This is a genomic window from Microcoleus sp. S13_B4 (assembly GCF_036700885.1).
Classification (GTDB): Bacteria; Cyanobacteriota; Cyanobacteriia; order Cyanobacteriales; family Microcoleaceae; genus Microcoleus.
In genome coordinates this window covers 95029-117818 of the sequence record NZ_JAUBPU010000012.1, presented here as the reverse complement: position 1 = coordinate 117818, position 22790 = coordinate 95029, and the positions used below count along the sequence as shown (strand labels likewise).

Genomic DNA, 22790 nt, shown 5'->3' with positions numbered 1-22790 from the left:
AATTAATAATTAAATGGGGTCGCAAAATCAAAAATAAGGGTAATGCTTGTATCACAGTTTAAATGTGCAACAGCTTAACCACGAACTTGCTGCGATTCCTGCTGCTATTTACGAAGCAGGTGGCATTATCGGTGCTGTCTGTCACGGGTCGGCGGCGTTAGTTAATCTTAAGTAGTGGGAGGGTGATCACCTGATTGGAAATAAGACTGTGGCTGCTTCTACTAATGAAGAGGAAGCTGCTGTGGGACTGGCTGAAATAGTGCCGTTTTTGGTGGAGTCAAAATTAATTGAATGCGGGGCTAATGTTACGAAAATTCCTAATTTTCAAGTTTGCGTTCTGGCGAGCAACAGGCTCGTCACAGGCGAAAACCCCGCTTCGGCAGCAGGTTTCGGTCACAAAATGGTAGAATTGATCAAAAATAAGTAGAGCCCAAAAAAAGATCACACCGAAAAACCCGGTTTCTTTAATAACACCTTCGTGCCTAAGTCACAAGGCTTTAAGAAAGTAGGTGGGGTTGAGGCACTCCTACCCAACGCCATCAATTTTAAATTTGAGATTTGAGATTTTAAATGTTTGCTCCAATCTAAAATCTCAAATGGTCAATCTAAAATCTGTTGTTGATTTCGCTTCACAATATCCCAACCTACTGGAAAAATGGCGAAGGTATTATTAAAACAACCTGGTTTCTGGATACCTAATTACTACCTGTTGTTTTTCGGTTAACCGTACTCCAAGAGCCACTTTGAGCCGAGAACATTACTGCCAATTTTTCGTCTTTGATGTCACTGAAGTCGCGCTCGCTTTACGAGGATAAATTACTTAGTTATGGGAGGTGTTAGTGAATTCCCTTCATTGCCAGTCCGCAAAAATTAAGTATAATTTTTGAGTGCTGGTTTAGGGAGGTACCAAAATATTGAGCGCCCCGTAAAACAGCAGAATAAACTGGTCACTTGTTCGGATTAGTAAAATAGCTAAATGAATAAGCTATTAGGGCATAATGTAGTTTTGAGCGAACAGGGTATGGAACTAAATTTACAGCAATTTTATAGCGCCTGCAATCCCAGCTACACCCTGGCAGTAGCAAATCAAAAAGACCGACAATACTATATCGATTTCTCTTCAGTGCGGGGCGGCACAATCGTCGAACAATTGGAGCGCACCATCAGCCGTCTGTCCCCCGATGCACCTACCTGTCAATTATTCACCGGTCACATCGGCTCTGGTAAATCAACAGAATTGCTGCGGCTGCAAGCTCAATTGCAGCAACAAGGATTTCATGTTGTTTACTTTGAGTCGAGTAAAGACTTAGACATGGCAGATGTAGATATCACTGACATTTTGTTGAGCGTTGCTCGTCAGGTGAGCGAAAGCATTGAGAAAATGAAAATCAAGCTGCAACCGACGGGTTTTAAAGCTTTGCTCAAAGGGGTTGCTGATGTTTTTCAAACTCAAATCGACTTGAGCGCTGAAGCTAATATCCCTGGTGTTGGGGAAATAAATGCCAGCACGGAAGGAGAGTTTTCTCTGGCGTTGGGAATTGGCAAAATTACTGCTAAGGCGAAAGATGCTCCGAATCTGCGATCCGAGTTGAGGCAATATTTGGAGCCGCGAACTAACGTAATTTTAGATGCGCTGAATAAGGAGTTGCTAGAACCGGCTAATCAAGAACTCAAGCGCCAAGGGAAACAAGGACTTGTAGTAATTATCGACAATCTCGATCGCATACACCTGTGCGCGAAACCGACGGGGCGGCTGCAGCCGGAATACCTGTTTGTCGATCGCGGCGAACAATTGGCAAGACTAAATTGCCACGTCGTGTATACAATTCCTTTGGTGCTGATTTTCTCTAACGATTTGGGCCAGTTGACCAATCGCTTTGGGGTAGATCCGAAGGTTTTGCCGATGGTGCCGGTGCAGTTGAGCGACGGTTCTGAGTGCTCTGAGGGTGTGGAATTGCTGCGGCAGATGGTTCTGGCGCGGGCCTTTCCGATGGTGCATCCTTCGCAGCGCTATGTTTTGGTGGGCAAAGTTTTCGACTCTGCGGAAACTCTCGATCGCCTGTGTCGAGTCAGCGGCGGTCATGTCCGCAATTTGCTGCAACTGCTGTATGGCTGTCTGCAGAAACAAGACCCTCCTCTGTCGCGGGAAACTTTGGAAAATGTGATCGTCCAGCGCCGCCACCAGCTTACTTTGGCGATCGAACCTGATGAGTGGCAATTGCTGCGCCAAGTATCCGCTACCAAAACTGTGAACGGGGAAACTAAATACCAAATCTTGCTGCGTAGTCTCTGGGTGTTTGAATACCGTTACGGCGAAGATTATTGGTTTGATGTCAATCCGATTTTGGCTGACGCCAAAGAGTTTCGGGAAACAGTTGGCAGTTGACTGTTGACAGTCACTCGGCGAGGAAAATCGCTTCTGAACCAACGAAGTTCACTCATAGCCGACTAAAGAATAAGGGCCCAACTGTAGCAGGATCTGGTATGAAAACTAACAAAACTCAACCGTTAACAGTCAACAGTCAAGTCAACTAACAAAAATGATTAAAGGCACTACTAAACTGTTGGGAGTAATTGGTCATCCCGTCGAACATTCTCTGTCGCCGGCGATGCACAATGCTGCTATTTCCCACTTGGGAGTCGATTTTGTTTACCTGCCGTTTCCGGTAAAACCAGGGGGTTTAAAAGCTGCTCTTGCAGGATTTGCGGCGATCGGCGTTCGGGGATTTAGCATCACGATTCCGCACAAACAAGCAATCTTACCGCTGCTGTCGGAAGTTTCCCCGATCGCCCGAGCGATCGGCGCAGTCAATACCGTATACCTGACTGACAAAGGTTGGTGCGGCACAAATACTGACGTTGAAGGCTTTCTCGCGCCCCTGCAAACCCTCCCTTATCAAGGAGAGGCTAAAGACTCAATTTCTCCCTTAGAAAGGGGCAATACGGCTGTCGAATCCTGTCCCCCCCCTTACCAAGGGGGGGCTAGGGGGGGTTCCGATTGGAGTCAGAAAGTAGCGGTAATTTTGGGGAATGGCGGGGCGGCGAGAGCTGTTGTGGCTGGATGCGCTCAATTGGGATGTGCAGAGATTCACGTTGTCGGCCGCAGCGAACAAAATTTAGCGGAATTTCAGCAGAGTTGGGTCAATTCTCCGATGCCCGTGCAGAATTTGCAGGTTCATACTTGGGATAATTTGTCAATGTTAATCTCGCAGGCAGATTTGCTGGTGAACACGACGCCTGTGGGGATGTATCCCCAGGGGGAAAAGTCGCCGGTTGCGGATGGTGCGATCGATCGAATTTCAGCAGGTGCGATCGTCTATGATTTAATTTACACCCCTAATCCTACCCAGTTTCTCAAAGATGCGAAGCTTCGGGGAGCGCGAGCTATTGACGGACTCGAAATGCTAGTTCAACAAGGAGCAGCCGCCTTAAAAATTTGGCTGGATCAAGAATCAGTCCCAGTTGATGTGATGCGCCAAGCCTTGCGCCAGCATTTAGGTCTAGACTAATGCCATTTCTTCAAAAAGTAGCTGTAGTTTTCAGCATTCGTATAAGTAGGAATTTGAGGCTGAATTCGCGCTAAGCTGAGAATTAAAATATACTTGCGCTGCAATTTATGAAATTTCGAGCTATCAGCCTTTTTTTTGCTACTTGCCTAATCGGAATTTTTAGTTTGGTCTTCACTCCACCTGCTTGGGCTCTGACGCAGATTAAACTTTCCGACCTTTCCTATCGCGAATGTCCGGCAGAAATGGGAGAAGGAACAGTCACCAGCGGCAGTTCTATGGAAGCTACCTGCTTTTTGATTACTGGGAAAGCTGAAAATAGCACCGGCAAACCAGTTGTCAATGCCGATATTTTCGGCCGCATTTATGATGCCGACGACAATCCGGTGATGCAAAACCGAACTCGCTTAGGTTCGATAGAAGAAGTTCCTCCCGGAGTTAGCGATTTTCAGCTCAGAATTTCCGTTGCTGCCAATCAACGAACACCTTTGAAGCTCAAGCAATTTAAAGCTACAGGTTTTACTGGCGTGGTTCGCCGTTAACAAAACTATTTGAGATTTTAGATTGCTGAGAAAGAGATTTTGGGTTGGGTGCCCGTGAAACCGCAATGCAGTTTTCGATTGTAGATTTTAGATTTGAGATTGTTGAGTGGGTGGTAATTTCTCATTTCTAATGTACGATTAACTCCCCAGCTTTTCAACCGGGGAGTTAATCTAAAAATGTCAAATCTAAAATTTAGTTGCAGGCAGCTAGGTCTGCCAAACAATTTACGCTCGATGCTTAAAAACTTAAGCTTTTCAAACTACAAGGATGTTTGCAAGCTGGTCAAAAGACCGATCAAGAATTCTGAGCCGAACTGAAGTACAAAAAACGCAATCATTGGCGAAAAGTCAATCCCTCCCAAGGGGGGGATAATCGAGCGGAATAGATTCAGGTAAGGATCTGTTAACTGACTCAAAATCGAAAACGGGGGATCGTACCAATTGATATTGGGGAACCAGCTTAACAGCACCCGAAAAATCATCAGGACTAGATAGATTTGCAGAAATGTCGCTAGCGTGGTTGCCAAAAGGCCTATTGAAGAACTCATAAATTTTGCTTGTAGTTTGAGTAAAGTTTACAGACACTTTAACTGTGAGTTTAGCATAGCTGGAGGAGTGGGGGGAGTGGGAGTTGGGGAGACCAGGAGCGTTTTTTGTTGTTCCTTGTTCCTTCTGTCTCCCCCTTTTACCTGGAAAGATGAAGAGAGAAATGTGCGACAGTTGACCGATCGCCCGCATTGATCTGCCAGCCTAATCTAAAATTTTAAATCGATTCAGGAGTCTTGGGCGATCGAACCCTCATTGTTGTGCGGCTGCGCGTTGCCGTTTACGTCGCCGAGTTGCAGCCGCACGTCATCTATTGCCTGATTTAGCTGGGCAATTTTATCTTCTAAACTCAGCCTTGCTACTTCCATCCCTTCGGCTTCGAGTTGGCTGGCTTTCCTCTGGCGGATTTTTCTGGTTTTTGGGTCTGAAGGTTCACTCAGCAAAGCTTCAGCAGCGCGCCGCGACAGCACCGCACCCAAAACTGCACCCACCAAGCCGCCAACGGCAGCTCCGGCAATAAATCCCCCTGTAAAACCCTCTCGATTACTCATAGCTCAACTCAACTGCGCGATATTTCCTTGATTTGTTTATTTTGACATTCTCCCGGTGAGAAACCGGGAGATTGTTAGTTGTCAGGTAGGCGTTGCAAAATTTGAGGAGGATGGTTGTGGGGTGTCCCGCCTGCTGTGAAAATACACGCCTTCGGGATCAGGGGCCCATCAGCCAAAACAATCAAAATCATCCCGCAATTATGCAACACCGTCAGGTAAGGCGAGAATTCCGACTTCAGAGTTAAAGCGGATCATTTCCAAAGATCGATCGCCATAAAGATCTTCAATGTGTTCCAAGCAGCACTCGATCGCGAAATCGTTCAATTGGGCCGGCTCAACGCCGTACATATCCTGAAACACCTCTGAGTCTACCCGACAAAAGCGCGGTCGATCGGCATAAATTCCGCATTCTCGCGTCGCTCTGTCAAAATTGATACACCAACCGTCATCTCCGACTAAGCTCAAGTAGAGCGATAATTCGTCTTCAGATAAATACTCGTCTAGGTCGGGGCGCTCTGTTGGGTCGAGGTAACAACAAGCACCGCACTGCTTTACACAACGCCAAGTAGCCATAGTTTGATTTTAGATTTTAGATTTTAGATTTTAGATTTTAGATTCGGAGCATTATCTGGAAAATACCAAACTTTAGGAGATTGGGGGTTCTTCAAGTATATCAATTGCCAGTGCCCGAGGCGGATCTCCTCCAGGGGCGTTCGATTTTAGATTTTAGGTTTTAGATTCCGCTCACTTTCGGGGAAGGGGCATCAAGTCCCTGGTTTGCTGTCACTGAGAGGTCGATCATAGTTTACATTTTGTTGAATTTTGTAAAGTTCCTTAAAAAATATGGTCGATCGCCCGGTAAAATCAGAAGCGGATTTTCTAATTCAACAATCTAGACTTAATCACTACAGTCAGGAGGACACATGGACTTTATAACCGATCTTTTCAGTGGTATGGCTGGTGTAGACTACCAACTCATTGTTCAGGTAGCTTTACTCGCAGCCGTCGTGCTTTCGGGCCCGATCGTGATTTTTCTCTTGGCAGCTAAAGGCGGCGACCTGTAATTATAGCACGCTCCGGGGCGATCGAGAGTTGGGAGTTTTGAGTTTTAAATTATTCAAAATTCACAACGCTCGATCGCCAATTTTCCCAGAAGCACGAGCTTTCTTATCAAATACCGAGTTATCAAATACCCAGGGCGTGTTTAGCAGTTTGAATCAAATTCTCAAAAAAAGGTAGAGATACATCTACTTCTCTAGCATCTTTGCGGGAGTTGCCTAACAAACCGATGTTTTGTCCGGGTGCAACAGCCAAAACTTGTCCTTGAGAGTTGCGAATTCTCAATTCTTCGATCGACCCGGCGGGAGATAGACTGCAAGAATAAGTGCGATCGCAGTAATGAAACTCAACTTTTCCGAACATCGGCGGCCTGGAACTAGCAGCATTTGCCGGCAGCCGGACACCCAACAATTCTAACTCAACCGATGTCTTGCCATTAAAACTATTTTCCCGCAATCGGTAAGCAATATCAACCCGCCGAGGCAAAGGAAAATATTCGCCCCAACGCCAAGCAATCGCCTTCACACTAGCCGATACATTTCCATCTTGAGTTGCAGTTAGTTTAACGTGACCTCCTTTACCAACAATTTTCTGTTCAGTTATACACACATTAGGCGTCCAAAATACAGGAGCCTTATTTTCGATCCCGCAAGGTTCCAGAGCATCAATTTGTCGGTAAAGGTCGAGATTAATCTCAGCCAAATCCGCTCGCACATCTACTGAAACCAGGGGTTTTAGGTGTTCCGGCTGCAAACATTGATTAGCAAAAATTGACAGTTGATTGCGGAATTGTTCAAGATTATGGGCTGGCATAGAAAAACCGCCCGCCGCTTTGTGTCCGCCAAATTTAGTTAATAAATCCGCGCAAAAATTCAGCCCGTCAAATACATTAAACTCAGGAATTCCCCTCGCCGAACCCCGGACAATTTTATGGGCTACCGTCCCTACAGCCTCGTTTTCGCCAGCCTCATCCTCAAAAGTACCAATAAACACAGGTACGCCGTAGCGTTCCACTAACCGAGAAGCCACAATCCCGATCACCCCGTGGTGCCAACCCGGTTGCACGACAACTAAAACTCGTTCTTGCTGCAAGTTGAGATCACTTTTCTCGCACCAAGCGATGGCTTCCTGCTCAATTTCCTGGCACAACTCCTGCCTGCGTTGATTAATTTGTTCGCACTGCATTGCGTTTTTGAGAGCCAATTCGCGATCGTCCGTAGTCAGCAACTCTATCACAATTTGAGGGTCAGCCAGGCGCCCCACAGCATTAATCCGGGGCCCAAGTCGAAAACCAATATCTTCAGGCTTTAAGGAATTATTAGTTTTATTTTGCGAGTTAAGAATTGAGGGGCTTTCCCCACTCCCCGGCTGCACTCCCGCCACATGAATCAAAGCCTGAATACCCGCCAATTGCGAGTGAGGCAACAGCCGTAAACCACGCTTCACCCAGCGGCGGTTAACTCCAGTCAAAGGCGCTAAATCCGCAATAGTTCCCAACGTAAATAACTCCAGCAGCGGATTCACCAACCCGCCAACTTTTTGCATATCCTGAGCCAAAGTAATCGCCAAAACATAAGCAACGCCTACGCCAGCCAAACCGCGATAAGGCGAAGATTCTGCAATTAATTTCGGGTTGAGAATAGCATCAGCCGGCGGCAGTTTTGGCGGCAAATCGTGGTGGTCTGTAATAATAACTTTGACACCGAGTTCTCGCGCTCTGGCAACCGGGCCGTAGGCTGCAATTCCGTTGTCAACCGTGAGAATGAGAGCGACACCTTCCGAGTGAAATTCTTCTACAATGCGATCGTTAATCCCATAACCTTCTCGCATCCGGCTGGGAATAGCATAATCCACATTCGCCCCCAGAAGCCTCAGAGCTCGCAGCAACAAAGCGGTGCTCGTCATCCCGTCAGCATCGTAGTCGCCGCATATCGCAATTTTTCGCCCTCCCGAAATCGCCTCCCGCAACAATTTGACACTCGCAGCCAAATCGGGAAACTCATCCATTGGCGCGGGCAAAACCAGAGATTCGGGTTCGATAAACCCTTGCACTTCTTTAAGAGAATCGATTCCCCGGTTAATCAGTACCTGTGCCAGCAAGGGCGACAAACCGATTTCAGTGGCAAACTGTTCGGCTTGCTGTGGTTGAGGCGAATAAATTTGCCACCGTTGGTTTGGCAATCGGTGAAAATGCGGGGGCACAGATGTCGGTAGCTCTTGCACGGAAGCTGAGGTTTAAAGATACATAGTTAATCTTACCGAATTAAGTCACTGCGTCAATCAATTGTAGATTGTAGATTTTAGGTTTTAGATTGAGCGTAAAGATGAGTTTTTTGGGTAAAATCCAAAGGTTGTTTGTAGGAAAGCTTTTTTCGGAACCTCTCACCGCACCCAAATAGGGATACAAGCCCTGACAGCAGTCGTGGAAACCAAAAAATTTTAGACCAAAGTCCCAACCCCCCAGATTTATCTGTGGAGTCAATCTAAAATCTCGAATCTCAAATCGACTGGCGGGAGTCGAAGAACTAAGTGTAGCAGGCATTTGCGCTGCCCGCACTAGGGCGCAGACTACTAATTTAATGAGGAGACTTGCATGAGTGTCGATCGACGACCTTGGTTTCAAACTGCATTACAGGTTCGGGGGTCTGTCATTCCCTCAATTTTGCCCCGCGTTTTGCTGTGCGGCGGCTTTGGAGTTTTTATTTCCCTGCTGCACTTTTTTAAGTTGCCGGTTTCCATGCCAATTTTGTCGAGTATTGTACCGAGTATTGTCCTGGGTTTACTGTTAGTTTTTCGGACAAATACAGCCTACGAGCGATTTTGGGAAGGTCGGAGATTTTGGGGTATTTTAAACAATAACATCCGCAATTTGGCTCGTCAAATCTGGGTAGCAATTGAGGAAAAAGACCCGCAGGATATCATAGAAAAAAAGTCAGCACTGCGCCTATTAGTTGCCTTGGCAGTGGCAATGAAACTGCACTTGCGGCAAGAATCAGTCAATCCAGAGTTGGAGCCGTTAATGTCCCCAGCGCGGTACCAAAAGCTCAAATCAATGAACAATCCACCCCTAGAAATTGCCTTTTGGATTGAGGATTATATGCACGAGCAGTACGAGCGCAATTGCCTGGATGTTTATCAGTTAACTGCTATGAAGGAGTTGCTCAACTCTATGATTGATGTATTAGGCGGCTGCGAGCGGATTTTGAAGACGCCTATCCCTTTGGCTTACGCGATTCACTTGAAACAACTATTGTTGCTTTACTGTTTGGCACTGCCCTTTCAAATGGTGAAGGATTTGGGTTGGGGAACCGGCGCTGTTGTGGCTTTAATTAGTTTTACTTTGTTCGGCATCGAAGAAATCGGCATTGAAATAGAAAATCCCTTCGGGCACGATGCCAATGATTTGCCTTTGGACAATATGTGTGCTGCCATGCAGCGCAATATGGACGATTTAATTTCTTTATCTCCTAGCGTTCACGAACACGTGAAAGAGAAGTAGAGTCATTCCATTTTAGATTTTAGATTTTAGATTTTAGATTGGTATCGAAAATCTAAAATGGTATAACCTACGGGTTAATTTTTAACAATAAACCGCATTAACCCAGCCAATACTAACAATACAGGTGTCAGCCAATCTCCCCACCGCACGTACAAAGTTCGAGTTTGCCGCCGATAAATAGTAGCATCTCGGATTTCATAGGTATTAATTCCCGACTTCCAAACCGTCTCGCCGCGAGGATTTACAAAAGCAGAGTAACCCGTATTAGTTGCGATAGCTGCCCATCTATCAGTTTCAATTGCTCGCATCACATCGAGAGCATGATGTTGAGCCAACATTGGCGGTTTGTAATGGGCATTGTTGGAAGCGGTGATCATAAATTCGCCTCCATTCGCCGCCTGATATCGGAAAATTTCCGCAAACGCGGAATCGTAACAAATTCCGACAATGGCGCGGCCAAACGGCGTATCAAACAATTGTTTAGAATTGCCGGGTACTAAGTGAGCATCTAAGGGAGAAAGCCGATTAATAATCCCGCCTAAAATTTCGTAAAAAGGGATATATTCCCCTAAAGGCACTAGCTTTAGTTTATCGTAGCGATCGACAATTTCTCCTGTGCGATCGATCGCCAATAAGCTGTTAGTGATACTATCATCTTGCTGTCCGAATCCTCCAACCCAAGCCACAACGCCGCGTTCGAGAATAGCTTGGTAAAAAGAAAGAGTAGAACGCTGATACTCGTTTGTCCAGATAAAAGGCAAAGCTGTCTCTGGAATTAACACAGCATCGACTTTCCTGTCGGCTAACTGTTTGTATCCAGTGGTGTAACCTTCCAAAGCGCGCCCCCAACCCGCTGAGTCAAACTTAATCTCGTTAGGAATATTGCCTTGAATAATGCCAATTTTTAAAGCGGTTGCAGCTTCTTGATTCAAAGGGCGGTTGTATAAGCTCCATCCTGCAATATGCAAAACTACACACAAACTAGCAGGCAAAATATAACCAATCCAATTCTTCCTTCTTCCTTCTTCCTTCTCCCTTCTTCCTTCTATAAAAACTTCGGCGATTAAGCCATTTACTGCTACAATAGCGGCTGTTACTGCGCTGTCCCCGGAGAGTTGACCGAGGTGCAATATTGCTAAATTGTGAGGGCTTTGCGTGTAAGATAGTGATGTCCACCACAACGAACCTGTACTCCAAATACTTTCTAAGGCACACCACAAAGCTGTGCCAATTAAAACGCGAGTTAATGCTAATAAATGAGCTTTATCCCCCCCAGCCCCCCCTTGTAAAGGGGGGGAGTTAAGAATAAGAATAGGATTTTTGCCTGGTAAAGTTAGGGAGTTGAGAATTACAAATAGCCACGCCCAAATGGCGGCTAAGGCGGCTCCCCAGAGGGTGATGAATGCCCAGCAAAAAAGTGCGATCGCCAAACTCGGCCACCAAGGAACTCCCAACCAAGTCATCGGGTGAATTCCCATAATCCAAGATAAAGCTAATCCGTGATAGCCAATTCCCCAGAGTGAAGGAAGAAGGAAGAATGAAGCAGGAAGAAGGAAGAATTTTTGTTGTTTTACTTCTGGAAGAGGTCTTTCATAACTAACAACCAAAATCCAGAGGGGAACTAGGGCTACCCAAGCCAATAGCCAAGCATTTACGGGTGCGGTTGTCAATGCCATCAAAATGCCACTAAAAAATGCGATCGCCCAGGCTAATGTTTTGGATTTATGAACCGCGAGTTTTTCAAATTTGTGCCTGTTAAATATCGCCACTTTGATGATTGCCAAAAATAATAATTCTTAATTAATATATCAGATTAATCCGGAAGAAGGAAGCTAGGCAACGCGCAGTGTATGCGATTTAACAGATTTAACAGAAAAAAATCTATCAAATTCTACTTGCCAAAACAAAAAGCGCCCCTATTTCTAGGAGCGCTTTGTGTTAATCGATAGCTAAAATTTAGCCGTTGATGGAAGGAGCAACCATTGCTACTGGGGTGACTTCACCAGCGGCCAAGTCGAGGGGGAAGTTGTGAGCGTTGCGCTCGTGCATTACTTCCATACCCAAGTTAGCGCGGTTGATGACATCAGCCCAAGTGTTGATGACGCGACCTTGCGAGTCGATAACGGATTGGTTGAAGTTGAAACCGTTCAAGTTAAACGCCATCGTGGAAATACCCAAAGAGGTAAACCAGATACCGACAACTGGCCATGCACCTAACAAGAAGTGCAAAGAACGGCTGTTGTTAAAGCTCGCGTATTGGAAAATCAAACGACCGAAGTAGCCGTGGGCTGCAACGATGTTGTAGGTTTCTTCTTCTTGACCGAATTTGTAACCGTAGTTCAAAGATTCAGTTTCGGTTGTTTCGCGAACCAAAGAAGATGTTACCAAGGAACCGTGCATGGCGGAGAACAGAGCACCGCCGAAGACACCAGCAACTCCCAACATATGGAAGGGGTGCATCAGGATGTTGTGCTCGGCTTGGAACACGATCATGAAGTTGAATGTGCCGGAGATACCCAAGGGCATACCGTCAGAAAAGCTGCCTTGTCCGATCGGGTAAATCAAGAATACTGCGGTGGCTGCTGCAACTGGTGCAGAGTAAGCGACGCAGATCCAAGGACGCATACCTAAGCGGTAGGACAGTTCCCATTCACGACCCATGTAGCAGAAAACGCCAATGAGGAAGTGAAAAACTACCAATTGGTAGGGGCCGCCGTTGTACAACCACTCATCGAGGGAAGCTGCTTCCCAGATGGGATAGAAGTGAAGCCCGATCGCATTCGATGAAGGAACAACAGCACCTGTGATGATGTTGTTGCCGTACATCAAGGAACCTGCAACTGGTTCGCGGATGCCGTCGATGTCCACTGGAGGAGCAGCGATGAAGGCTATGATGTAGCAAATGGTGGCACTCAGCAAGGTGGGAATCATCAAAACGCCGAACCAACCCACATAAATGCGGTTTTCGGTGCTAGTTACCCAGTTGCAAAACTGCTCCCAAACGTTGCCGCTTTCGCGACGCTGTACGGTTGTTGTCATTTGGTTTATGATTGCTTAATTGAATTTTCAAGGTTCGTTGTGGGGATGCCCCACGCTTATATTAGTAACACCCTTCACTAAAGTTTGCCAAGGGATTCCTGCTGACAATTTAAACATTTTACAAACTTTTACAAAAACTTGATTATTAGTAAATATTTGTATTTTTTTACAAAGTAAAATTACACACCTAACCGGTTAAATACAGCGGCCAGAAGAACTGAATCTATTGTCTGTAGCTTGGTTCAGCAGTTCGAGCAAATTATTTTTGTTCAGGTCGATTCTCTTTCTATTTAAATATCTGTTAATTAGGTCGTGAAGAGATGATTTTTAATATTTATTTACATATCATCGGTGGATTCTGCGAGGGGAAATTTTTATCGAGAGAATACTGAAAACCGGGTTTCTAGTGCGATCGGGCTGCATTCTCAATCAGAGCGAATCCACCGGGTTTATTGACGAAAAAAGAAACCCGGTTTCTGAAGCGCTGGGCAATAGAAATAAACCGGGTTTCTGAGGATGAGTCCGCAAGTTCAGCGTAAAAATTAGGCTTTAGCCTGGGGGCCATTTCATCTGCCGTCCGCCGAGAATGTGAAGGTGCAGGTGGTCTACAGTTTGGCCGCCGTCGCTGCCGCTATTAATGACGACGCGATAGCCGTTGCTAAGTCCGAGTTGTTCTGCTACCCGTTTGACAGTCAGCAGCAGGTGTCCCATGAGAGCATGATCTTCCGACTCGGCATCGGCTAATTTGGCAATAGGCTGTTTGGGAATGACGAGGATGTGGACGGGTGCTTGCGGATGGATATCTCTAAACGCGAGGGCCAAGTCGTCTTCATAAACGATGTCTGCCGGAATCTCTTTGCGGATGATTTTGCTGAAAAGCGTTTCTTGAGTTGTCATGGGTTGTTAACGAAGGAAGAAGGAAGTTCGGCAACGGATTCTGTAACGGATGTAACGGATGTTGGGAAGAGGGAAGAGGGAAGACCCAGCAGGAGAGAGGGAAGAGGAGAAAAAGAAGAGGCAAGGAAAAGTTTTTCTTGCCTCTCCCGATATTCATTAGTCATTGTTAATCATAATAGATGATGAATCAAGGACAGGCAAATTAAGGATTAAGAAAAATGCTTGCTAGGGTTTGGAGTGCATCGATCGTAGGAATTGACGCGGTAAAGGTGGGTGTTGAGGCTGATGTGTCAGGGGGGCTACCGAAAATTGTGGTTGTGGGATTGCCCGATTCTGCGGTGCAAGAAGCTAAGGAAAGGGTTAGGGCTACGCTGAAAAATTCGGGATATGCTTTTCCGATGCGGAGTATTGTGATTAATTTGACTCCGGCGGATTTGCGGAAGGAAGGGCCGAGTTTTGATTTGCCGATCGCCATTGGCATTTTAGCAGCATCGGAACAAGTCAGCGGTCAACTTTTGGGAGATTATTTGTTTTTAGGGGAACTTTCTTTAGATGGAAGTTTGCGGGCTGTGGCTGGGGTTTTGCCGATCGCCGCTGCTGCTCAAAAAATGGGTATTTCGGGGTTGGTTGTACCGGCTGGTAACGCGCAGGAAGCGGCTTTAGTACACGGAATATCTGTTTATGGTTTTGAGAATATTTTTGCAGTTACTGATTTTTTGAACAATCCTGAAGTTTATTCGCCTGTAGAAGTAAACGGTCGAGAAGAGTTAGCAAAAACGCGGTTTTCAGGTCTAGATTTAAAGGATGTAAAGGGGCAAACTCACGCGCGGCGGGCTTTGGAAATTGCGGCGGCGGGGGGACACAATTTAATTTTTGTGGGACCGCCAGGGAGCGGTAAGACTATGTTGGCGAGGCGTTTGCCGGGTATTTTGCCGCCGCTGACTTTTGATGAAGCTTTGGATGTAACTCAAATTCATTCGGTGGCTGGGTTGTTGAAGGATAAAGGGAGCTTGGTGGGCGATCGGCCTTTTCGCAGTCCTCACCATTCGGCATCGGGGCCTTCTTTGGTAGGTGGCGGCAGTTTTCCGCGTCCGGGTGAAATTTCTTTAGCACATCGCGGCATTCTTTTTCTGGATGAATTAACTGAGTTTAAAAGAGATGTTTTAGAGTTTTTGCGACAACCGCTGGAAGATGGTTATGTGACGATTTCTCGAACTAGACAATCGGTGATGTTTCCGGCTCAATTCACTTTAGTTGCGAGTACGAATCCTTGCGCTTGCGGTTATTACGGCGATTCGATCCAACAGTGTACTTGTTCGCCGCAAAAGAGGGAGCAATATTGGGCAAAACTTTCGGGGCCTTTGATGGATCGGATCGATTTGCAAGTGGCGGTTAATCGTTTGAAACCCGAGGAAATTACGCGACAGCCGACGGGGGAGGAGTCGGAACCGGTGCGGGTGAGGGTGCAGCGGGCGCGAGAGATCGCTACTCGCCGTTTTCAGTCGGAATCTAGTTTGCGCTGTAATGCGGAGATGCAAAGCAGTCACATTAACAAATGGTGTCAGTTGGATGATGCTTCTCGGAATTTATTGGAGATGGCGATTCGGAAGTTGGGGCTGTCGGCGAGGGCTAGCGATCGCATTTTGAAGGTCGCTAGAACTATTGCTGATTTGTCGGGGGATGAAAGCTTGAAAACGAATCATGTGGGGGAGGCGGTGCAGTATCGGACGATCGATCGGATGCAGTAAGTCAGCAACGGCTCAAAAGACACAATCCCCCGATCCCCGACTTCTTAAAGAAGTTGGGAAGATAACAGTTGATTCGGCGATTTAAATCGCTTCTAAACATACGAATTCCCAGCAGAGGGGGACTGAGGGATTAAGGAGGTATTTAAGCTCGATTGATGTTGTCTAATTATTTAATTGAGCCAGTGAAACGTCCCCATATTCCCATGTTTATTGCCTGATTTTGTGCTGCATGGTACCAGGATGACTTGTGACAGTTGCGTAAGTTCTGTTAGTGTTAGATTGGGGGATGCGACAGCAAACCAAAGCAGCAGGTAAAGTGGCGATCGCGGCAGTTTTAGGCCAACTGCCCGAAAGCTACTCAACTGAAGTGTATCACCGCAAATATCAAGAGGTTTATCAGCACGTCTAGGAATCTTATTCTGAGGTCGGACGCAGTATTTATACCAACGCAGTTTGAAGCTGGTGTAAATGATACCCAGGCACAGCTTTTGTCAAAAAATCATCATAATTTCCTCAAGAATTCATCAATTTTTTACCCACTTTTTGTCATCTTTAGTGTAATTTAGGATACCGATCGCCCAAGTAGCCCTAATCTCCACAACGACCTAATTTTTAATATTTAATTTCTCGCTCTCCCTCTCCCTCCCTCTCCCTCCCTCTTGCTCTCTCTTCCTCTTTCCCTGGCCCCCTCTCGGTGTTTCACCCTAAAATTTAAAATTTTTGAGTGACAAATCATGGCACGATCGCAGCGCGTTTTGATACCATGCAATCAAGCGCAAGACAATCAGGGAATGCACTGGAGGTGTGTAAATGGAGCTTTTGGCAGAACAAAAACGGTGCTTGGATTGCTTGGTAAGCTCGATCAAGCAATTGGGAGGTCGAGTAGACATTCCCAAGCTGGAGCAGATAGCTGAGCTAATCATTCAAACGATGAGAGGGCCTTGGCGCTACTTTCACACGTCGGAACACATTTTTGAGGTCGGGGGGTCAGTCGATCCGATCGAGGTGCTGGCTGCGCTGTTTCACGACCTCGTGTACGTGCAAGTCGATCAGGGCGTTAGTTTTAATATTAGCAGCGCCCTTTGTCCTTTTGTCAAAGAAGTGCGATCGCAGTTAGTTATTAGAGATGAAACCGAACTACCGAACGATGTCATGTATCACCTCGTGGCCTCAGTCTTTGGGTTTATTCCCGGCAAGACTCTCTCTCCGTTTGCCGGTCAAAACGAATTTTTGAGTGCCGTTATTGCTGCCAAATGTTTGGAGCCTTTTTTGCCAGCTAGTACGATCGCCGAAATCGCCGCTTGTATCGAAGCTACTATTCCTTTTCGTCCGCTTTCGCCCAGCGGTTTGAGTGCTATCGAACTGTTGCACCAGCGTTTGGTAAGTGCGAACCGCGATTTTAAATTGGGATGGAGCGATACCCAAACCGTAGAAATTGTCAAGCGAGCGGTCAGGTTAGCAAATCGGGATGTAGAGAATTTTGCCTCTCCCAAGTCCTCTAATTTCTTAGACAATACCTGGAACTTGATGCCAGAAACAAACCACGAATTGATCCATGTAAATTCCTATACTGTTGCCGGATATCGCAAGTCTCTGCAAAAAATGGAAGGATTTTTGAACTTCCTCAAACCAGAACTCGTTTTCCAGCAGTTTATGCAAGAGCCGGACGATGCAACCTACGCTAACCTGATTGCCCGAACTCGCAAAAATATCGAAGTTGCTAAACTTTATCTGGGGGTCAAGCTAATTACCATCGCCATTCTAGAAGCTCTTTCCTACCGTTTGGGGCGCGATATTCCCCTTTCTACTATGATGGGAGAATTGCGTGCACCCGGATTTAAGACCTCGGTTTTGGAGGATTACTTGCCCAACAAACAGATCGCCTACCCATTAGAAACTCAGTTGGAAAAAGAGGTTTTAAATTTGTTAGCAATAGGACGAAATCAAGAATCTCCCTATGATATTAAAAACTCTCCCGTAGCTACGTTTATTATCAAATCTATCGGCTTTTCTGAAACAGAAAACTTTTTGAAGAAAGCTCAAGAGTTTTTTGCAGAGCCTACTTCGTCGGAAGAGTTTCTCTCTTACTGCGCTCCCGATGTCATCGAGACCATCTCCTCCGGCGTGATGAAACTCTTTGACAGCAGGAAGACGGCTTTAGGGAAAGTTAAATTAGTTCACCAAACTGTTTCTTAGGATAGGTTGGCACACTCTTAAAACGTTTTCCATCGCAGAAACCAGGTTTCTTGAGTTCAGCCACAATGTCCGGTTAGTCTGAGATGTTGCACCATTCTCGCTTAAAAGGCTTTCGGGCCTGTTCCACAAAGAATGAGTTTTCTTGTGGGGTAGGCAGGAGATCCCGCCCAAAAAAAGATTATTGAGAATGGTGCAATATCTCAGTTTAAACCATCAAAAAAAGTCCTCTTTAAAGGACTTTAGCTATGAGTCTGGGATTTGAACCCCTAGCGGACTAATTCGACATCCAACTTCTATTGCGGTGAACCAGTCGCACCCTCTGCGCCGGAGTTGCGCTCAGGTACAGGCGTATTCGTAGAATTAGAATCGCTCTGGCTTTCGGTATTAGTTCCGCCGCTGGTACCTGCTCCCGGAGCGCCCTCATCTTGAGTTGGAGATGGAGTAGCTGAACTCTCAGGTGCTGGAGTTGGCGGAGTGGAAGCTGGCTCCCTCTGCGAATTCGGAACCGTAGTATTGCTATTATTTGACGGCGAAGATGGAGATGGTGCTGCTTGCTGCTGTGAATTTGGAATTGTAATATTGATATTGGGAGCAGGACTTGCTTGAGGAGCCGGACTTGCCTTTTGAGCAGGACTTGCTTGAGGAGCCGGACTTGCCTTTTGAACTGGAGATGGTTGAACCGGAACCGGAACAATCTTTTGAATGATCGTTTTTTCTCTCTCTATAGTCCGAGTCGGAGCAGGTGTTTGTGAAGGCTGATTCGCTTTCGGTACAACAATCACAGGAGCAGCAGTAGGAGTAGGAGCTTCCTCACCCCGATTGAAGTAATATACACTGCCCAGAACTAAGCCTACCAAAGAAGTAAGAAGAATCCCTAACAGTAACCCGCGACCAGCATTCTCATTATCGCGGACTTCTTGGACTCCAAGTTGGCGGTGGTTTTCGGCCGTTTCACCCTGTACATAACCTTGGTGATGAGCCGCTTCTTTAGAAGCTTTCTCTGTTGTACTCGGAACACTTGTAGTAGTTCGCGTTGTACTGACGTGACCGTTAGTTGCATCGGTGTGAACTTCTTGATGAATTTCACGGCTAGAGCTATTTTCTTCGTTAGGTTTCATAATTATCTTAGCCACAACTATTCAAAAAATTTTTGTCTGTAGGAGATGCTCTGGTTTGAAAACTTGAGCTCAGCTGTTGAGCAGTTAAATCACTTATTTTGATTTACTGTCAAGATTCACGTATAAGCGTTGGGTGTTTGGCTCATGCCAGTTTAAATGCTTAACAGCTTTCTGCTTAGGGAGTTTAGAGAACTTTTGGTTTTTCCTTCATTTGTATCCAATCTAACTCGCCAAGGTATTAAGCAGGCTCTACCCTCAGAGTGATTGCCCCAGTCCCTAAAGGAATAGAAGTAGCCGGACTTCAACAAAGAATACCGGCTAAATGAATTATTTATAATGCTTGCAGAGCAAGCATATAGCAATCGCAGGAGTCGTAAATTTTTGACCCCACCCCAACCCTCCCGGAACCCGCTCGCTCGGGAGTAAGAAATTCACAAATGATTTAGTCGGGCTATAGATGATTCATGACACCCTTAAAAGTGGCAACTTTACGGCCGGAGGGGCAAGACAATTCATCAGATAAATCGGGAAAAAAGAGAAGAGATTAGTAACAGTTACTTGCTTTCTATTTATAAAGGCTGTTTGGGCTTGAAATTTGTTTAAGTCCGGTTAGATAACCACAATTAAGTTAGTAGTAATAAAAACCATTTTTTCTCCTGCATAAAGAGAGGAGGGTCTTACTCACTACCAACAAGCTTGATTACGGGAAATTAACCGGACATCACCTATTACTAAGAACTGAGTTTTTTTACTCGGTTCTTTCAATGATGATGGTCATGTGAGCGACTAATGCACCGATCGCTCCTATTGCTGCAATGACTGGAAACAATGCGGCACCAATGACTCCCCCGACTACTCCCACCGTCAGAGGAACTTCTACCAATATCCGTCCCTCTTCATTTTTGATAATGATGCGGCGGATATTGCCTTCGTGAATTAGTTCTTTAACTTTAGCAACCAAATCGTTGCCGTTAATCTTCAACTCCTCGACGCTAACTTTGTCGTGAGTATAAGCTGGGGTTTCTAAAGGAGTCGTTTCAAAATTAACCTCAGTAACTTTTTGGGAAGAAACTTTATCAGATACAGGTATTGATTCGAGTTCTCTTGTCCCGACCGGTTCTTGTAGGCGCTCTGTAGGGGTGTCCATTTTTTGTTCTCCTTTTAGGTAAAAGTATTTTTGTATAGAATTATTTAGAAATATAACACGCCACTTTTTGTCAATCAATCATTCTTTTGGGTGATATTGCTGCTGGTACTATCGTGCTTTTCTCTCTTGATCTTTAACGGCGATCGCCTAAAATCCTTCCTCGGTAGGCCCTAGCTGCCGACTTCCCTAGTGCCGCTTGGTTAACAGTCTGCTTCTGGGCCTCGCACCGCCCTACTCTTCAAAAACCTCCGATCCAGACAGCCCAAGGATTAAAGGGACTTTCACACTCTTAGAGACTCAGACTCAACAGGTGTACCGGTTGAAATACTGACATTGTACTGAAAGTACGATCGTCCCGTTGTCTATAGAGTTACCACCTCTAGTTCGGCAAACCGCACATGGAAACCGTCGCTTACTTTCCTCAAATGTCATTTCAATTTAGCTCAGTGCGATCGCCCAACCAAACCCCACCCCCCGATGTTCCTCAAATCAACATCTTAGAGTTTCTAATGAGAATTGCCTAAAATCAAGGGGGAGGAGAAATAATAATGATCGAAATATTATCGTAACCAAACCAACTTCCTCAAATTGAAGTTGAAGTTGGGGAAAAGTCGGGTAAAATAGAATTATTTCTTTCTGCTTCCTCTTGATTCTCGGTGTCGGATTTGCCAGCGACAGAGTTTGAATCTCAAGTTCGTGGCCCGACGGTAGTTTTGTGGAAACTTTTAAGGCACATTAAGCGGATGTGTGGAAAGTGAGTTTTAGTTACGATCGCACAACTTTAGCATCGGCTGGGAAAAATTTCGTCGGTGCAGCTTTGGAGTCTCGATGTGGCTAAAGTATAAGCTGCCGAACTTGACAAATTGCTCGCAATCGGCTGTCCCTAGCTCGGAGACTACCTACAATACAATCTGCGGGTTGAGTGCGATCGGTATTTGTGCAAAAAAACTGACAATTGAGATTTATGGGCAATTGCCGGAAACCTGTTTTGCCTGAATTTTAAAATCGGGCGATCGGCTGCCGAGTTGTCGCTATTGTTGTCTTATTATAATATAATTTTACGCAAGGGGTAATACGAAATGTACTGCCACAGGTCGCAGATGTCTATCCATCTGAACCACATTAAGGTCATCAAACATTAAAAATAGTTATGACTGCTATATTCGGATTGGTAAAATCTTGGATATCTAAAATTTAATACATAGTCAGGTTTCAAAGAGGTGTTTACTGTTAAATCAATCTAATTTGCAATATCGTTTCGGGGGACACCAGCACGATTTAAGGCCAAAAAAATCCTGCTGAATTAACTGGATTCCAGGGAGCAGAGGAAAGTTGATAACTAAGCTCTAAAAAGAGTTGAAAAGGCAGTCTAAATAGTAGGCAAGACTCCAGCAGCCAACCGCAACTGCCAATTACCAAAGGAGGGAGCCGTGTATGAAACTGACGGGTTGAGTCCCCTAAAATCGCCACTGGGTTTGCGATCGACTCTACAGGAATTAACCCTGTACGACTTTCTTCTAGAGTCTGAGTGTCCGGGGGACGAAGTTGCTAAAATTTTTCAAGGAAACCCTTTAGTTCCGGGTATTATCATCACTCAGCAAGGAAAGTTTATAGGGATGATTTCGCGGCGGCGTTATTTTGAACACATGAGCCGCCCCTACAGCTTGGAGTTATTTTCTCAACAGCCTTTGGTCATACTCTACCGCTTTACTAAAACTGATATGTTGGTTCTCGATCGCGAAACCTCAATTATGACCGCAGTGCGGCAGTCTTTGGAGCGATCGCCCGAATTAATCCACGAACCAATTGTAGTACAAGTAGAACCGGAAACTTACAAACTTTTAGACGTACACCAACTGCTGCTTTCTCAGTTGCAAATTCACGAGTTATCAACCGTGGCGATGCGAGAATCGCAAGCGCAATTGAGACATCAAGCCCAACACCTCGAACTTGCCTTGCTGGAACTTCAGCGCACTCAAACTCAACTAATTCAAACAGAGAAAATGTCTTCTTTGGGGCAGTTAGTAGCAGGAGTAGCTCACGAAATTAACAATCCGATCGGCTTTATTTATAGCAATTTGCACCACGCTAAAGAGTACACGCAAGGTTTAATGCGGATGATCGAGATCTATCGACAGCACTGTCCCGAACCAATCGCAGCAATTGAAGCGGAAGCAGAAAAAATCGAACTCGATTATGTAGTGGAAGACTTACCGAAAGTTTTAAATTCTATGCAGCAAGGTGCAGAAAGAGTGCGCGACATCGTTTTGTCGCTGCGGAATTTTTGCAGATTAGACGAAGCTCAAATGAAGCACGTCAACATTCACGACGGTATCAACAACACGATTATGCTTTTGCAAAGCCAGCTTAAAGGGAAACCGGGGCAGGAGGCGATAGAAATTCACAAAGAATACAGCGACTTGCCGCTGGTGCAGTGCTATCCCGGACAGCTCAATCAGGTATTTATGAATATTTTACTTAATGCCATTTACGCTCTGGTTGAGTCGAACCAACAGGAAAATACCGATAAAAAAAGCCATAAAAAGTCGTCCTGCAAGCAAAAGCAGCCTTGTACAAATAGTCAATCACCACTTTCTAACTCTACCCGCCTGATTCCTGCGATTCGGATTCGCACGGAGTTAATTGAGAAGAAAAAGGTACTAATTAAGATTTCTGACAACGGCCCGGGGATGACAGAAGATGTTCGGAAGCGGTTGTTTGACCCTTTCTTTACTACTAAGCCTGTCGGCCAAGGAACGGGTTTGGGACTGTCGATTAGCTATGAAATTGTTGTCAACCAACACGGCGGCGAATTGAAGTGCTTTTCGGAACCGGGAAAAGGAGCAGAATTTGCGATCGAAATTCCGCTTCAACAGTCTTCCGCAGCACATATTTTGCCTCGCTTTGCGTGATACAACAGAAGGAAGAAGGAAGAAGGAAGA

Annotated in this window: 20 protein-coding genes; 11 read left to right on the top strand and 9 right to left on the bottom strand. The window is 45.7% G+C overall.

Annotated elements, in window-relative coordinates; genetic code table 11:
* Positions 1–208 precede the first annotated feature (208 nt).
* From QT994_RS09995 to QT994_RS09980, 4 genes are all read left to right on the top strand, one after another.
* Entirely contained in the window at positions 209–427 is a 219-nt protein-coding gene (locus QT994_RS09995) for a hypothetical protein (RefSeq protein WP_333173907.1), read from the top strand.
* Positions 428–1021: 594 nt separating this feature from the next.
* Entirely contained in the window at positions 1022–2386 is a 1365-nt protein-coding gene (locus QT994_RS09990; protein WP_333173925.1) for a P-loop NTPase fold protein, read from the top strand.
* Positions 2387–2540: 154 nt separating this feature from the next.
* Complete coding sequence (locus QT994_RS09985) at positions 2541–3509, top strand: shikimate dehydrogenase (RefSeq protein ID WP_333173905.1); 969 nt, start codon at positions 2541–2543, stop codon at positions 3507–3509.
* A 107-nt stretch (positions 3510–3616) separates the two neighbouring features.
* Complete coding sequence (locus tag QT994_RS09980) at positions 3617–4048, top strand: hypothetical protein (RefSeq protein ID WP_190657424.1); 432 nt, start codon at positions 3617–3619, stop codon at positions 4046–4048.
* A 260-nt stretch (positions 4049–4308) separates the two neighbouring features.
* Here the strand turns inward: QT994_RS09980 and QT994_RS09975 are convergent, their stop codons facing one another.
* From QT994_RS09975 to QT994_RS09965, 3 genes are all read right to left on the bottom strand, one after another.
* On the bottom strand, positions 4309–4596 hold the full coding sequence (locus QT994_RS09975) for a YggT family protein (protein ID WP_333048390.1): 288 nt from the start codon (positions 4594–4596) through the stop codon (positions 4309–4311).
* A gap of 225 nt (positions 4597–4821) precedes the next feature.
* The gene (locus QT994_RS09970) at positions 4822–5145 is read right to left on the bottom strand and encodes a hypothetical protein (RefSeq protein WP_333048391.1); all 324 of its coding nucleotides are present in this window, start codon (positions 5143–5145) and stop codon (positions 4822–4824) included.
* Between the two features lie 198 nt (positions 5146–5343).
* The gene (locus tag QT994_RS09965) at positions 5344–5718 is read right to left on the bottom strand and encodes a YkgJ family cysteine cluster protein (RefSeq protein ID WP_333048392.1); all 375 of its coding nucleotides are present in this window, start codon (positions 5716–5718) and stop codon (positions 5344–5346) included.
* Positions 5719–6068: 350 nt separating this feature from the next.
* On the opposite strand from QT994_RS09965, the gene psb30 reads away from it, so the two are divergent.
* Positions 6069–6209 (top strand): photosystem II reaction center protein Ycf12/Psb30, encoded by a 141-nt coding sequence (psb30, locus tag QT994_RS09960; RefSeq protein ID WP_190740284.1) that lies wholly within the window; start codon positions 6069–6071, stop codon positions 6207–6209.
* A gap of 121 nt (positions 6210–6330) precedes the next feature.
* Here the strand turns inward: psb30 and recJ are convergent, their stop codons facing one another.
* Complete coding sequence (gene recJ / locus QT994_RS09955; RefSeq protein WP_333173902.1) at positions 6331–8427, bottom strand: single-stranded-DNA-specific exonuclease RecJ; 2097 nt, start codon at positions 8425–8427, stop codon at positions 6331–6333.
* A gap of 370 nt (positions 8428–8797) precedes the next feature.
* Between recJ and QT994_RS09950 the strand changes: the two genes are divergently transcribed.
* A complete protein-coding gene (locus QT994_RS09950; RefSeq protein WP_333173900.1) occupies positions 8798–9703 on the top strand; it encodes a bestrophin family ion channel in 906 nt (301 codons plus the stop codon).
* Positions 9704–9777: 74 nt separating this feature from the next.
* Here the strand turns inward: QT994_RS09950 and lnt are convergent, their stop codons facing one another.
* The 3 genes from lnt to QT994_RS09935 all read right to left on the bottom strand — a co-directional run bounded on the left by lnt (position 9778) and on the right by QT994_RS09935 (position 13639).
* A complete protein-coding gene (lnt, locus tag QT994_RS09945) occupies positions 9778–11472 on the bottom strand; it encodes an apolipoprotein N-acyltransferase (protein ID WP_445243892.1) in 1695 nt (564 codons plus the stop codon).
* Between the two features lie 187 nt (positions 11473–11659).
* Positions 11660–12742 (bottom strand): photosystem II q(b) protein, encoded by a 1083-nt coding sequence (gene psbA, locus QT994_RS09940; RefSeq protein ID WP_333173897.1) that lies wholly within the window; start codon positions 12740–12742, stop codon positions 11660–11662.
* Between the two features lie 549 nt (positions 12743–13291).
* A complete protein-coding gene (locus QT994_RS09935; RefSeq protein ID WP_172188364.1) occupies positions 13292–13639 on the bottom strand; it encodes a histidine triad nucleotide-binding protein in 348 nt (115 codons plus the stop codon).
* Between the two features lie 218 nt (positions 13640–13857).
* Between QT994_RS09935 and QT994_RS09930 the strand changes: the two genes are divergently transcribed.
* From QT994_RS09930 to QT994_RS09920, 3 genes are all read left to right on the top strand, one after another.
* On the top strand, positions 13858–15387 hold the full coding sequence (locus tag QT994_RS09930) for a YifB family Mg chelatase-like AAA ATPase (RefSeq protein ID WP_333048397.1): 1530 nt from the start codon (positions 13858–13860) through the stop codon (positions 15385–15387).
* Between the two features lie 286 nt (positions 15388–15673).
* Positions 15674–15796, top strand: coding sequence for a hypothetical protein (locus tag QT994_RS09925; protein ID WP_333048398.1), 123 nt, complete (start codon positions 15674–15676; stop codon positions 15794–15796).
* A 401-nt stretch (positions 15797–16197) separates the two neighbouring features.
* Complete coding sequence (locus QT994_RS09920; RefSeq protein ID WP_333173894.1) at positions 16198–17583, top strand: hypothetical protein; 1386 nt, start codon at positions 16198–16200, stop codon at positions 17581–17583.
* Positions 17584–17876: 293 nt separating this feature from the next.
* On the opposite strand, the gene QT994_RS09915 is transcribed toward QT994_RS09920, so the two are convergent.
* Both QT994_RS09915 and QT994_RS09910 read right to left on the bottom strand, forming a co-directional pair.
* Positions 17877–18701, bottom strand: a complete 825-nt coding sequence (locus QT994_RS09915) for a hypothetical protein (protein ID WP_333173891.1) — start codon at positions 18699–18701, stop codon at positions 17877–17879.
* Positions 18702–19449: 748 nt separating this feature from the next.
* The gene (locus tag QT994_RS09910) at positions 19450–19848 is read right to left on the bottom strand and encodes a DUF4342 domain-containing protein (RefSeq protein ID WP_333048401.1); all 399 of its coding nucleotides are present in this window, start codon (positions 19846–19848) and stop codon (positions 19450–19452) included.
* A 398-nt stretch (positions 19849–20246) separates the two neighbouring features.
* On the opposite strand from QT994_RS09910, the gene QT994_RS09905 reads away from it, so the two are divergent.
* The gene (locus tag QT994_RS09905) at positions 20247–20372 is read left to right on the top strand and encodes a hypothetical protein (protein WP_333173889.1); all 126 of its coding nucleotides are present in this window, start codon (positions 20247–20249) and stop codon (positions 20370–20372) included.
* Between the two features lie 906 nt (positions 20373–21278).
* The gene (locus QT994_RS09900) at positions 21279–22760 is read left to right on the top strand and encodes an ATP-binding protein (protein ID WP_333173887.1); all 1482 of its coding nucleotides are present in this window, start codon (positions 21279–21281) and stop codon (positions 22758–22760) included.
* The last annotated feature ends 30 nt before the right edge of the window (positions 22761–22790 follow it).

Bases quoted from the DNA above. Each gene is read 5' to 3' on its own strand.
- QT994_RS09990 (WP_333173925.1), top strand. From the start codon at position 1,022: ATGGAACTAAATTTACAGCAATTTTATAGCGCCTGCAATCCCAGCTAC.
- QT994_RS09985 (WP_333173905.1), top strand. From the start codon at position 2,541: ATGATTAAAGGCACTACTAAACTGTTGGGAGTAATTGGTCATCCCGTC.
- QT994_RS09980 (WP_190657424.1), top strand. From the start codon at position 3,617: ATGAAATTTCGAGCTATCAGCCTTTTTTTTGCTACTTGCCTAATCGGA.
- QT994_RS09975 (WP_333048390.1), bottom strand. From the start codon at position 4,596: ATGAGTTCTTCAATAGGCCTTTTGGCAACCACGCTAGCGACATTTCTG.
- QT994_RS09970 (WP_333048391.1), bottom strand. From the start codon at position 5,145: ATGAGTAATCGAGAGGGTTTTACAGGGGGATTTATTGCCGGAGCTGCC.
- QT994_RS09965 (WP_333048392.1), bottom strand. From the start codon at position 5,718: ATGGCTACTTGGCGTTGTGTAAAGCAGTGCGGTGCTTGTTGTTACCTC.
- psb30 (WP_190740284.1), top strand. From the start codon at position 6,069: ATGGACTTTATAACCGATCTTTTCAGTGGTATGGCTGGTGTAGACTAC.
- QT994_RS09950 (WP_333173900.1), top strand. From the start codon at position 8,798: ATGAGTGTCGATCGACGACCTTGGTTTCAAACTGCATTACAGGTTCGG.
- psbA (WP_333173897.1), bottom strand. From the start codon at position 12,742: ATGACAACAACCGTACAGCGTCGCGAAAGCGGCAACGTTTGGGAGCAG.
- QT994_RS09935 (WP_172188364.1), bottom strand. From the start codon at position 13,639: ATGACAACTCAAGAAACGCTTTTCAGCAAAATCATCCGCAAAGAGATT.
- QT994_RS09930 (WP_333048397.1), top strand. From the start codon at position 13,858: ATGCTTGCTAGGGTTTGGAGTGCATCGATCGTAGGAATTGACGCGGTA.
- QT994_RS09925 (WP_333048398.1), top strand. From the start codon at position 15,674: ATGCGACAGCAAACCAAAGCAGCAGGTAAAGTGGCGATCGCGGCAGTT.
- QT994_RS09920 (WP_333173894.1), top strand. From the start codon at position 16,198: ATGGAGCTTTTGGCAGAACAAAAACGGTGCTTGGATTGCTTGGTAAGC.
- QT994_RS09915 (WP_333173891.1), bottom strand. From the start codon at position 18,701: ATGAAACCTAACGAAGAAAATAGCTCTAGCCGTGAAATTCATCAAGAA.
- QT994_RS09910 (WP_333048401.1), bottom strand. From the start codon at position 19,848: ATGGACACCCCTACAGAGCGCCTACAAGAACCGGTCGGGACAAGAGAA.
- QT994_RS09905 (WP_333173889.1), top strand. From the start codon at position 20,247: ATGGAAACCGTCGCTTACTTTCCTCAAATGTCATTTCAATTTAGCTCA.